This window comes from Collinsella aerofaciens (genome assembly GCF_015553355.1).
Taxonomy (GTDB): domain Bacteria; phylum Actinomycetota; class Coriobacteriia; order Coriobacteriales; family Coriobacteriaceae; genus Collinsella; species Collinsella aerofaciens_V.
On record NZ_JADNGN010000031.1, the window covers coordinates 16821 to 29866 of the forward strand.

Below are 13046 nucleotides of genomic sequence, written 5' to 3' on the forward strand. Positions count from 1 at the left end.
ATACGCTGGTTGACCACAACATCTAGGCTTGTTCGGTGCCCGCGGCCTCCAGGCCGATCAAACGGAACGGGTCCGCCACGCCGCCGATCGACTTTTGCAGCTCGCGTTGACGCTGCGAATCCTGCGCGGCCTGCACGGTCAGCGCGCGACGCGCCTCATCATCGAGCGAACGGTCCTGTCGCAGCTTGGCCTGTGCGGCACGCATGCGGCGTTTGATGGTGTAGAGCTCGAGCGTATCGAGCATAAACACGATGTTCGTCTCGGTGGGGTGCTTGCTCGTCGCCGAGATGCGCCCGGCACTCACAAGCGTTGCCGCATCGGGACACACTGAACGCGCCGCATCCATGCAGGCTGCAGGATCGGTTCCCGGCGGCGTTGCCAGAACGGCCCATGCAATGGACTCGTGACGCGGGTCAACCCACTCGATGGAGCAGATGCGGTCGGCATACGTGCGGAACAGGTCGGGGTAGCTCGTGAGCATCGTCAACAGCTCGCGCTCCCCTGCCAAGGACTTGCGTTCAAGATCGGTAAGAACCATCGGCGCCGCCGCAGCCGGTGCGCCCGAACCGTCAGCCACAGGCACAGCGCCCATACCATCAGGCACATCGATCGGCGGAAGATCGTCGGGGGCCTCCACGGGCGCGGCACCGTAGGCATCGAGCGGGACGTAGTCGTACGGCTCTTCTTCGACCGGCGTCGCTACTGCCGGCGTCGCGCCCGATGCCCAAGCGCCGCGACCGGCATCGCGAGAACCCGACGCCCGACCGCCCGCGCTACCGGACCGCTCAGCCTGTGCCCGCTGGCGCTCATAGTTCTGCTCACGACGTCGTTCAGCATCCTCGCGCTTGGCGACATCGCGAAACACACGGCCCGAGCTCGCGCGCACGGTCTCCAGGTCCAAACCAAGCAGGTCGGCAATCTGGATAAAGTACGTGTCGATCATATAGCTATCGCGCAGCGGATAGATAAGCGTCAGCGCATCTTCCAGCGCCTTGGCGCGACCGCCCGGCGTGCTAATATCGCTCGACTCCTGCAGCGAACGGTACACAAAGTCCATAAGCGGCTCGGCCGCGTCGATGCGCGCCTGCAGCTCCTGGCCGCCGTGCGCCGAAATAAACTCCATAGGGTCGTTGCCGTCGGGCAGCACCACGCAGCGCAGGTCCATAGAATCCTGCTCGATAAACTGAATCGCACGGCGAGCGGCCTTTTGGCCGGCGGCGTCACCATCGAACATGTACACGATGCGCTTGGCAAAGCGGGTGAGCGTCTTGACATGATGCTCCGTGAGCGCGGTGCCCAGCGTGGCGACAACGTTTTTAATCCCCGCCTCCCAGCAGGCGATGCAATCGGTATAGCCCTCCACCACAATGGCGGTATCCTGCGCGACGATAAACTCCTTGGCCCAATTAAAACCGTAGAGGTTTCGCTTTTTATGGAACACGCTCGTCTCGGCGGTGTTGAGATACTTAGGCTGACCGTCGCCCATAATGCGACCGCCAAAGGCAATGTTGTGACCCTGCTCGTCAAAGATGGGGAACATCACGCGGTCGTAAAAGCGGTCGGCAAGCTGCCCGCGCCCGCGGCTCACGGCAACGTTGGCGTCGATCATCTCCTGCGGGGTAAAACCCGCCTGGGACAGGTGCGACACCAGTGCGTTACGGCCCGGTGCAAAGCCCAGGCAGTAGCGGCGGCAGACGTCGCCACCCATGCCGCGGCTGGCAAAGTACTCGCGCGGACGGCCGTCCTTACCGCGCATGAGCATGGTGTGGTAGAACTGCGCGGTCTCGGCGCACAGATCGTAGATGCGGGCACGCTTGGTACCGCGCTCGCGGCGATCTCCAGTGTCATGCAGCTCAATACCCGCGCGATCGGCCAAATAACGGATTGACTCGGGAAAGCTCAGGTTCTCGCGCTTCATGATATAGGTGAAGACGTCGCCACCCTCGCCGCAGCCAAAGCAATGCCACACCTGCGTGGCGGGAATAATGTGGAAGGACGGCGTCTTTTCGCCATGAAAGGGGCAGCAGCCCCAAAACTCATGGCCACGAGGCTTGAGCTCAACCGTTTCCTGCACGATGGCGACTAGGTCGGACGCAGCGCGTACCTGGTCTTTCTCCTCATCGCTAATCACGGATGCTCACCCCCTGCTCGCCCAAGTTGCGACGAATGTCCTCGATATTACCCTCGACGGTCGCGATCAACTCATCCAGCGAATCGAACACGCGCGAGGGACGCAGCCAGCGTGTAAACGCCAGCGAAACGGAAGCGCCGTACAGGTCGCCCGTATAACCAATTAAGTTAGCCTCGAGATGCGCAGATGCCGCATCGTCAGCATACGTTGGCGGCAGGCCGACGTTCACGGCAGCGGGCCACGCGGTGTCATCGACCAGCACCAGACCCTCATACACGCCATCGGCTGGCACCTGAATGCCGTCGGGAACCTGCAAGTTTGCCGTGGGAAAGCCCATACCAGAACCCTCGTGACGGCCACGAATAACACCGCCACGCACCATATACGGACGGCCGAGCAACTCAGCAGCCAGCTCCACATGGCCCTGTCCCAACTCATGACGAATGCGGGTGGCGCAAATGGCCTCACCGCCCTCGCAAAGCAGGTCGTGACCATACACGTCAACGGCGTGCTCGGAACCCCAGGCGCACATCTCGGCAACACCAGATGCACCGCCGCGACCCAGCCTAAAGTCGCTGCCAACGCGAATCGAACGAATGTCGACCAGACGCGACACCAGCGAGAGAAAACCAACATGGTCGAGTGCCGCAACCTCAGGCGTAAAGGGAACGGCCACCACCGCGTCGACCCCGGTCTGAGCCAAGGCATGCAGACGGTCGTCCGTCGTCATCAATTTTTGAGCGGGCGATGGGCTCACCACGACGTCCGGGTCGGGATCGAAGGTGACCACGACCGCCTTGCAGCCATGGGCACGGGCATCACGGACAAGCGCCGCAATGAGCTCCTGGTGTCCAAGGTGAACGCCGTCGAACACGCCGATGGCAATCGATGCGGCACCCAAGTGCTCACACTCATCAAACGTATCGGCAGCAACGATGCGAGCCTCGTCCGACTCGCCCGCGAAAAAGACACGCGCGAGCTCGTGAGCGGACAACATCATCGAACACCGCCGATTGCCTGCGGAAACACGTGCTCCATAACAAAGCGGCCACTCTCAATGCGGGCGAGCGCCTTGAGTCCCCCATCGAGCACCAGCGCAAACAGCGCCTTCGAGACATCGAAATCGGCAAGCGCACGCTCAACGGGAATGCGACGGCCGCAGAGCAGGTCGTCGGCAAGATTGCCCGGCAAGTCAACACGCGTGGCGCCCAGGGCTGCAATGGGATCCAGGGCAAAGCCAGCCACGGACTCGGGAGAAAGCTCCTCCAACGCATGACAAGCGCCAATGGAAACAGCACCGGATGCGGTGCGACGAAGCGCGGAAATATGCGCGGCGCTATCACAAGCACGGCCCAGGTCGCGAGCGAGCGCACGGATATAGGTGCCCTTGCTCACCGAGAACGCCACGGTCCACACACATGTATCACCCTCGCCGCCCACGGCAATCAGGTCGGCGGCATAGACCTCGACGGGACGCGGAGGTAGGTCCACCGCATTGCCCTCGCGAGCAGACTTGTAGGCGCGAACGCCATTGACCGAGATAGCCGAAAACGCCGGCGGCACCTGCATCTGCGGGCCCAACATAGCGGCCAAGTGCTCACGGGCATAGGCAGGATCGCGGAGCTCGTTGGCAACAGCCACTATGCGGACCGCCTCGCCCTCCGCATCATCGGTATTGGTCTCGGCACCAAACGAGATGTCGGCGACATAGCTTTTGGTATCGAGAGTTAGCATGCCCAGCAGACGAGTAGCCTGGCCCACGCCCACCACCATGACGCCGGATGCCATGGGGTCGAGCGTGCCGGCATGGCCGACGCGCCGCTCATGGAGGGCGCGTCGGCATTGCGAAACCACGTCATGGGACGTGCAGCCCACCGGCTTATCGACGGCGAGTAGCATATTCAAATGAGAAGGCGTTCGACGAGCCATGTACCATCCAATTAGTTAGAGCTCGACGGTCACCGAAGCGGGATCCTCCCCCACCAGCTCGGCCAGCATGGGAAGTGCCACGGCGAGCGTCTCGCGAATCGTTCCGTTGTTGGAGAAACCGGCGGCAGCATGATGCCCGCCACCGCCAAAGTTGGCAGCAATCTCGGACACATCGAGGTCGCCCTTGGAGCGCAGGTTGCCACGCACCCTGGTATCGCCCTCAATGCCCTTTAAGAACATGCAGACCTCGACGCCCATCACCGAACGCACCACATCGACCAGGCCGTCGCACTCGTCCGAGGTGACGCCGCAGGCCTCAAGGTCGCTCTGGTAGGCATAGCTATACGCCACGCGCCCATGCGCGACCGTCTTAATGCGACCCATAACGATGGACTTGAGGTGCAAAAACTCAACGCGCATGCTCTGATATACCTCGAGCGCAACGCGCGCCGGATCGGCACCGTGGGCAACCAGACGCGAGGCCGCATGGAACGCGGCGGCATCGGCGTTTTGGTACTGGAAACGACCGGTATCGGTAACCAAGCCACACAGCAGGCAAGTCGCGACGCCATCACGGGCGACAATGCCACAATTGTCCAAGAAGCGGTCGATGATCATAGCGCAGGCTGCAGCTTCAACGCGCCTCAGGCTGAGCTCGGCAAACTCCTCGCGCGCCGGATGGTGATCGAAGCACACCACATGCTTGGAGCGACGGAGCACCTCGGCGGAATTATTGAGGCGCTCGACAACCGGCACGTCCACCGAGATGAACAGGTCCGGATTGCCGGTGTACGCAGATGCCGGCACCAGGCGATCGGAGCCTTCCATAAAGCGGTAGATGCGCGGAACCGGGTCATCGTCTGCCAGCAGCAACGCAATGTTCTTGTTGGGGAAAAACTTCATAAGCGAGAGACCCAGACCCAGCACTGAGCCCAGAGCGTCGCCGTCGGGAGAAGTGTGTCCCGAAATCGCAATGGAGGACGCACCCTCGATGAGCTCGAGGATGCGTCGCTGAATATCTGCAGACTCGCACGAGGCGAGGTCGGCGGAATTAGTCATCTAAAGCTGCCTCCTGGGCGGCATCCACTATCGGATAGCCGTCCTCGTCCTTTTCGATCGCAAGCGTGGCGGGAACATTTTCCAGCGCACGCGTGATGCGCTCGGCCTCATCGGTCGAGCGATCGATGCGAAAATCGAGCTCGGGCGTGACACGCCAATCGAGCGAGCGAGCCAACAGGCTGCGAATACGGCCCTTGGCGCTTGCGAGCGCCTCCATGACCTCGTCGTAGCGGCTCGCATCGCACGACACGTACACGCGCGCGAACGAACGGTCCACCGCGACCTCGACCGCGGTCAAAGTAACCAGGTCGAGACGCGGATCGGAAACCTCAAAGAGCAGGATATAACCAAGCTTCTCGCGAAGCTGCTCGCCCAGACGGCGGGTTGCCTGCGTTTGCTTCATAGCGCTACCCCCTACTCGGTGCGGGCAACCTGGTCGATGCGGTAACCCTCGATCTGGTCGCCGGGCTTGATGTCCTGGAAGTTCTCCAGGCCAATGCCGCCCTCGGAACCGCTCTTGAGGCTCTTGGCCTCGTCCTTGTAGTGGCGCATCGAGGCGATCTTGCCGTTGAAGACCACGATGCCGTCGCGCACCAGACGCACGGAATCGGTCGCGGCGATCTCGCCCTCCTCGACGCGGACACCGGCGGCGATACCGACTTTGGGCACCTTAAAGGTGTCCAGGACGGTCGCGGTACCCGTGGCGACCTCGACCTCGGTGGGCTTGAGCATGCCGATACGGGCGGCGTCGAGCTCCTCGAGGCACTTGTAGATAACGTCGTAGCAACGGATCTCGACGCCCTCGCGCTCGGCAGCGGAGCGGGCCTTACCGTCGGGACGGACGCCAAAGCCGATGATGATGGCGTTGGAGGCGTCGGCCAGGACGACGTCGGTCTCGTTGATGGCGCCGACAGCGGAGTGGATCGTGTTGATGCGAACCTCGGACTGATCCATCTTGTCGAGCGAGTCCTGAAGGGCCTCGATGGAACCCTGGACGTCTGCCTTGATGATCAGGTTGAGCTCCTTGACCTCGGCGTCGGCAATAGTCTCGAAGAGGTTCTCGAGCGTGACGTGCTTGACGCGGCTCTGCTCCTCGATACGGGCCTTGAGCGAACGCTCGTCGGCCAGGGCACGAGCCTCGCGCTCGTCCTCGAACACGCGGAACTCGTCACCGGCGTTGGGCACGGACTGCAGGCCCAGAATCTCGACGGCGTCGGAGGGACCGGCCTCGGTGACGGCGCGGCCCTTGGGGTCGAGCATGGCACGGACGCGACCGTAGGTAAGGCCGGCGACCAGTGTATCGCCCACGTGCAGGGTACCGCGGGTCACGAGCACGGTAGCAACCGAGCCACGGCCCTTGTCGAGCTTGGCCTCGAGGACGTTGCCGGAGGCAAAGGTGTCCGGGTTGGCCTTGAGCTCGAGCACGTCGGCCTGGAGCAGCACGGTCTCCAGAAGGTCGTCGATACCGATCTTCTGCTTAGCCGAGATGTTGACGAACATGTTCTGTCCGCCCCACTCCTCGGGGATGACGCCGTACTCGGTGAGCTCCTGACGCACACGGTCGGGGTTGGCGCCCGGCTTATCGATCTTGTTGACGGCGACGACGATGGGTACGCCGGCGGCCTTGGCGTGGTTGATCGACTCGACGGTCTGAGGCATGACGCCGTCGTCGGCAGCCACGATCAGAATGACGATGTCGGTCACCTTGGCACCACGGGCACGCATAGCCGTAAAGGTGGCGTGACCCGGGGTATCGATAAAGGTGATCTTGCGGTCGTTGATCATGACCTGCGAAGCGCCGATAGCCTGCGTAATGCCGCCCGCCTCGCCGGCAGCAACGCCGGTGTGACGGATGGCGTCGAGCAGCGACGTCTTGCCGTGGTCGACGTGGCCCATGACGGTGACGACCGGGGCGCGCGGCTTAAGGTCGGCGGGATCGTCGTAGAACGAGAAGGTGTTCTCCTCCTCGGGGGTGATGATCTTGATCTGACGACCCAGGTCGTCGGCAACGAGCTCGACGAGGTCGTCGGACATGGACTGCGTCATCGTGAGCGGCGTACCCAGCAGGAACAGGCGTTTGATGATGTCGTTGGCCGGAACGTCGAGCGCCTCGGCGAGCTCCTGGACGGTAACGCCCTGGGAGACCTTGATGGCGTCGAGGTCCTCGGGGTTCACGCCCTGGGCCAGCGCCTCCTCTATCTTGCGCTCCTCCTGAGCCTTTGCGGCCTCGCGCTCGCGCTTCTCCTTGCGCTTTTTGCGGCGACCAGTGGACTCGCGAGAGGCCTCCTCGACGGCGGCACGAGCCTCCTCGAGCACCTTCTCGCGGCTGTACTCCTCGGCCTCGCGAGCCATGCGGCTGTAGTGGTCCTCTTCGTTGTTGTGACCGCCCTTGCGCTTCTTGCCCTTGCCCTGCTTGTCGGGGTTGGGGAAGTCCATGCCGGCAGCGACGTTGTTGCTGGCATTGGTGCGATGGCTGTGGGGACGGTTCTCGGAGGCATTGCGCTCGGAGTTGTTGTCGGAAGCGTTGCGATCGTTACGACGGCCACCGCGACGGTCGTTGTTGCCGCCACGACGGTTGCCGCGCTCGGCAGCGCGCTCGGCCTTGGCTTTCTCCTCGGCGTCCTTCTTCTCCTTGAGGACGGTCTCCTGTGCGGCGATCTGGTCGAGCAGCGAACGGAAACGCGAACCGGAATCGGAAGCGGGAACGGCGCGGCGCTGGGCCTCGCGGGCAGCCTCCTCCTTCTCGCGGGCAAGGCGCTCCTGCTCGGCCTTCTTCTTAGCCTCGGCCTCGGCGCGGGCGGCCTCCTCGGCAGCCTGGGCAGCGGCGAACTGGCGGCGCTCCTCCTCGCGTGCCTTCTCGGCGGCGATGCGCTCGCGCTCTGCCTCGGCAGCGCGTGCTGCCTCCTCGGCGGCAGCGGCCTGCTCCTCGGCCAGCTTGGCGGCCTCGACTTCCTGGGCGCGGGCCTCGATCACCGAGGCGAGCTGCTTGCGGACCATGGCGACGTATGCGTCCTCCAGAGCGGAGGAAGCGGACTTAGCGGGAATCTTCATTTCGGCGAGATGACCCATCAGTTCCTTGGAGGTCATGCCGAACTCTTTGGCCAGGGTGGACACACGGACTTTTGCCATATGACTTCACCTACCCTTTCTGGCACCTTGGGTGCCTAGAGACTGAACGAGCGTGGGGTATGCGCTGGGACCCGCCCGGCGCGACCGCGCGCTAGATCAGGTCCTCCGCATCATCGAAGGCGTCGGTGTCGTGGACACCGCAGAAACGGGAGCCGGGACGGGCCTGGTTGCGGCACTGGATGCCGTCCTCGGACACGAACTCGCAGCGACGGACGTCCTCGTCCTCCTCGTCACCGATCAGGTCGGCGGCGGGCTCCTCGTGAACGGGAACATTCTTGAGGATGTCGGCGGCAAGGGTCTCGGACTTAATGTCGATGTGCCAGCCGGTCAGGCGCGCGGCGAGGCGGGCATTCTGGCCCTCCTTGCCGATGGCGAGGGACAGCTGGTCATCGGGCACGATGACGCCGGCGTAGGCCTTCTCCTCGTCGATAAGGACGCGGGTGACCTTGGCAGGCGACAGGGCGTTGGCGACGTAGACGGCCGGATCGGCATCCCACAGGATGACGTCGACGCGCTCGCCACGGAGCTCGCCCACGACGGCGCGAACACGGCTGCCCTTAGGGCCGACGCAGGCGCCCACGGGATCCAGGCGATCGTCGAGCGAGTGGACGGCGACCTTAGAGCGCTGACCGGGCTCGCGGGCGATCGACTTGATCTGGACGGTGCCCTCATAGATCTCGGGCACCTCCTGCTCAAACAGACGACGCATGAGCTCGGGGTGGGTACGGGAGATGACAATCGGCGGACGGCTGTGCTCGCCACGGACCGGCTGCAGGTTGGAGTTGGGGTCGCGAACGTCGATGATCACGGCCTTGATATGCTGGTTGTGCAGGTAGCGCTCGCCCATCGGACGCTCGTTGCGCTCGTTCTCGTAACGGCGCTGGTCGAAGTGCGGAAGCTCGGCCTCGACGCCCTCGCGAATCTTGACGATCGTGAAGTCGGGCGTGGACTGCAGCACGGTACCGCTGATGAGGTCACCGATGCGGCCGGAGAACTCCTCGTAGATCTGCTCGCGGGCGGAGTTGCGCACGATGGCGTTGATCTCGGCCTTGGCGTGCTGGGCGGCGATACGGCTCGTGTTCTTAGGAGTGACGTCGATCTCCTCGAACTCGGTGAAGTTGCCCTCCTCGTCCATGGAATCGTCGATCGGCTCCAGACGGTAGACGTAGATCTTGCCGGTGGTGCGGTCGATGGTCACCTTGGCGCCCCACTCAAGATGCAGGATCTCGGCATAGCTCTTGGCGAGCGACTGCTCCAGGCGGTCGATCAGGTAGAGCTGGTCGATGTGCTTCTCCTGGCAAAGCTCCATCAGGGCGGACATCATGTCGGATGCTGCCATCTTACTTTCCTTCCTTCGCGGGCTTGAAGTCATAGGTGGGCTTCAACTTGCACTTTTTAACATCGGAGAAATCGAGGGTAACGGACTCGCCGTCCTCGAGCTCGAGGGTCACGCTCGTCTCGGTGGCGGCGGCAATCTTGCCGGCGTACTTGCGACGGCCCTCGGTGGCGGTGGAGGTGAGCTCGCAGTTCTCGCCCACAAAGCGGGCAAAGTCACGCGGGCGGCGCAGCGGGCGCGCCATACCCGGGCTCGACACCTCGAGCGTATAGCTCGAAGAGATGGGATCGAGCTCCTCAATCACATCGCCGACCCATTTGGTGTTGGCCGTGACGTCATTGAGCGACAGGCTCTGACCCTCGGCACCCTCGATACGCACACGCACGCAGGGGGCCTTGGTGGCACCCACGAGCTCAACGTCGACGATGTCGATATCGTGCTGGGGAGCGACGGCCTCGAGCGCGCCGATGATCGCCTGCTCGGTCTTGGTCTTGACCATTGCGGCACCTCCATCCATACAAAAAAGAAGCGGGGCCGAAACCCCACTTCTTTCAATTACTACTTCATTTGCAAGCAAACTATACCAATACCTGCACAAACGTGCAACCACAACACAAACCCGCAGGTCAGCGTGAGCACAGGTTCTCCACAAGAAATTGATAATTGGGTGTTGTCGCAAGTATCCATAACCAAAACGAGGGGCGACTCACTGCGGAATCGTCCCTCGCTTTTTATGTCGACTATGCGCGCAGCGCTTACTTGACCACCAGGTTGACCAGCTTGCCGGGCACGCAGATGGCCTTGACGACCGTCTTGCCCTCGAGCCACTTGGCGACGACGGCCTCGGCGGCAGCCTGCATATCCTCATTAGAGGCATCACGGGCAACGTCGATGCGACCACGGACCTTGCCGAGCACCTGTACGACGATCTGCACCGTGTCCTCGATGGACTCGGCCAGGTCGAACTCGGGCCAGGCGGCGGTGTAGGCATTGCCCTCACAGCCGAGTGCCTCATGCCACAGCTCGTCGGCCCAGAACGGGCAGATGGGAGCAAGGACGCTCACGATATCCTTGGCCACACCGTAGCACAGCGCCTTGTCACGGGAATCGCCCTCGGTGGCGTTGAGGTAGGCACTCGCGGCGTTGACGAGCTCCATGACGGCAGAGATCGCGGTGTTGAACTGGCCGCGGTCGAAGTCCTCGGTGCACTTGGCAATGGTGCGGTGACGCTCGCGATAGAGCTTCATCGCGACCTCGTCGAGCGCGGACTTGTCAAAGGCCACGTTGGCATCACCCGACTGGACGAGCTGCCACACGATACGCCAGGCACGCTTAATGAAGCGATTAGCGCCCTCGACGGCCTTGGGATCCCAGTCGAAGTCCTTCTCGGGCGGGGCGATAAACAGGATCGCCAGACGCATGGTGTCGGCGCCGTAGGGCTCGATGACCGAGCTCGGGGGCACGACGTTTCCCTTGGACTTGGACATGGTGTCGCCGTTCTCGTCCTTGACCATGCCCTGGCACAGCAAGTTGGTAAAGGGCTCGTCCACGCTCAGCAGGCCCAGGTCGCGCAGCGCCTTGGTAAAGAAGCGACTGTAGAGCAGGTGCAGAATGGCATGCTCGATGCCGCCGATGTAGTTATCGACGGGCATCCAACGGTCGGCGGCCTCGCGGGAGAAGGGCAGCTCGGTGTTGTGCGGGTCGGTATAGCGCAGGTAATACCAGCTGGAGCAGGTGAAGGTGTCCATGGTATCGGTCTCGCGCTTGGCCGGGCGGCCGCAGACCGGGCAGGTGGTCTCGTAGAACTCCTTGCACTCGGCGAGGGTCTCGCCGGCACCCAGGTCCAGGTTCTCGGGCAGCGTCACCGGCAGCTGGTCCTCGGGCACGGGCACGATACCGCAGTGCTCGCAGTGGATGGCCGGGATGGGGTTGCCCCAATAACGCTGACGGCTGATGAGCCAGTCGCGTAGACGGAACTCGACCTTGCGACGACCGCAGCCCATGGCCTCGAGGTCGGCCACGATGGCAGCCTCGCCCTCGGAGTGCTTACCGCCGCGCATGCCAGTGTACTTGCCGGACTGGACGAGCGTGCCCTCGGCAGCGTGGGCGCAATCCCAGTCAACGTTCTCGGCATGGAAGGTATCGATGGTCTCGCCGCTGGCCTCGACGGCAGCGCGGTCGTCATCGTCCAGGATGATCGGCACAATAGGCAGATCGTACTTGCGGGCGAACTCAAAGTCACGCTGGTCGCCGCAGGGAACGGCCATGACGGCGCCGGTGCCGTAGTCGGCAACGACATAATCGGCAACCCACACGGGGACCTTCTCGCCGTTGACGGGGTTCACCACATAGCGGCCGGTAAAGGCACCGTGCTTCTCGAGGGTGCCCTGGGCACGCTCGACGGCAGAGATATGCTTGGAGTCCTCGACGATCTTAGTGACGGCCTCCTCGTACTCCGTGCCCTCGACGAGCTCGTGCAGGCGCTCATACTCGGGAGCCAGGACAAAGAAGGAGACGCCGAAGAGCGTGTCGGCACGTGTGGTGAAGACGGTGATCTTACCCTCGTCGCCCTCGATAGGCTCGCCATCCTTGTCGCACAGGGTAAAGTCGACCTCGGCGCCCTCGGAGCGGCCGATCCAGTTAGCCTGCATCTGCTTGACGCGCTCGGGCCAGCCGGGGAGCTTCTCCAGGTCGTCGAGCAGCTCCTGGGAGTACTCGGTAATCTTGAAGTACCACTGCTCCAGGTCGCGTTTCTCGGGCTCGGTGCCGCAGCGCCAGCACTTACCCTCGGTGACCTGCTCGTTGGCCAGAACGGTCTTACAGGTGGGGCACCAATTGACCGGGTTCTTCTTGCGGTAGACCAGGCCCTTTTCCCACATCTTCTCAAAGATCCACTGGCCCCAGCGGTAATAGTCGGGGCTGCAGGTCTTGACCATGCGATCCAGATCGTAGGAGAAGCCCATGCGCTTCATCGTGGAAAGCGCCTGATCCATGTTCTTATACGTCCAGGCGGCAGCCTGCGTGTTGTGCTTGATGGCGGCATTCTCGGCGGGCAGGCCAAAGGCATCGAAGCCGATGGGGTGCAGCACGTCGTAGCCGCGCATGCGGGCCTGACGGGCCATGGCATCGCCGATGGTGTAGTTGCGCGCGTGACCCATGTGCAGGTCGCCCGACGGATACGGGAACATCTCGAGCACGTACTTCTTGGGCTTACTGTCGTCGGTGTCGACGGCAAAGAGGTTGGAGTCCTCCCAGGCCTTCATCCACCTAGACTCAATGGCCTGCGCGTCGTATGCAGGGATCTCGTCCTTATGATCTGTGCAATCGCACATATCAGCTCCTTTGTTATCTCGGTTGGGGCGGGGCGTTCTTACCTTTGCTCGCTGCTGCGGACAGTCCTGCTCGCACGAAGAGCACATTAAGTGCTCTTCGGCTCGTGCGGAACTTGCAGCGAGCAAAGGT

General features: G+C 62.9%; 9 protein-coding genes. All 9 read right to left on the reverse strand.

Annotated features, from left to right (window positions below):
* Positions 1-22: 22 nt before the first annotated feature.
* On the reverse strand, positions 23-2131 hold the full coding sequence (gene dnaG, locus I2D57_RS07850) for a DNA primase (RefSeq protein ID WP_195362076.1): 2109 nt from the start codon (positions 2129-2131) through the stop codon (positions 23-25).
* The gene (ribF, locus tag I2D57_RS07855) at positions 2124-3131 is read right to left on the reverse strand and encodes a riboflavin biosynthesis protein RibF (RefSeq protein WP_229055695.1); all 1008 of its coding nucleotides are present in this window, start codon (positions 3129-3131) and stop codon (positions 2124-2126) included. Before ribF ends, dnaG begins: the two co-directional genes overlap by 8 nt.
* On the reverse strand, positions 3128-4060 hold the full coding sequence (truB, locus tag I2D57_RS07860; RefSeq protein ID WP_195362077.1) for a tRNA pseudouridine(55) synthase TruB: 933 nt from the start codon (positions 4058-4060) through the stop codon (positions 3128-3130). Before truB ends, ribF begins: the two co-directional genes overlap by 4 nt.
* 15 nt (positions 4061-4075) lie before the next feature.
* Positions 4076-5119, reverse strand: a complete 1044-nt coding sequence (locus I2D57_RS07865) for a DHH family phosphoesterase (protein ID WP_195362078.1) — start codon at positions 5117-5119, stop codon at positions 4076-4078.
* Positions 5112-5522: a 30S ribosome-binding factor RbfA gene (gene rbfA, locus I2D57_RS07870; RefSeq protein WP_195362079.1), complete on the reverse strand. Its 411-nt coding sequence runs from the start codon at positions 5520-5522 to the stop codon at positions 5112-5114. Before rbfA ends, I2D57_RS07865 begins: the two co-directional genes overlap by 8 nt.
* Before the next feature lie 11 nt (positions 5523-5533).
* Positions 5534-8248, reverse strand: a complete 2715-nt coding sequence (infB, locus tag I2D57_RS07875) for a translation initiation factor IF-2 (protein WP_195362080.1) — start codon at positions 8246-8248, stop codon at positions 5534-5536.
* A gap of 91 nt (positions 8249-8339) precedes the next feature.
* Positions 8340-9587, reverse strand: coding sequence for a transcription termination factor NusA (nusA, locus tag I2D57_RS07880; RefSeq protein ID WP_022094169.1), 1248 nt, complete (start codon positions 9585-9587; stop codon positions 8340-8342).
* A 1-nt stretch (position 9588) separates the two neighbouring features.
* Complete coding sequence (locus I2D57_RS07885; RefSeq protein WP_195362081.1) at positions 9589-10083, reverse strand: ribosome maturation factor RimP; 495 nt, start codon at positions 10081-10083, stop codon at positions 9589-9591.
* Between the two features lie 256 nt (positions 10084-10339).
* Positions 10340-12916, reverse strand: coding sequence for a leucine--tRNA ligase (leuS, locus tag I2D57_RS07890; protein ID WP_195362082.1), 2577 nt, complete (start codon positions 12914-12916; stop codon positions 10340-10342).
* Positions 12917-13046 lie beyond the last annotated feature (130 nt).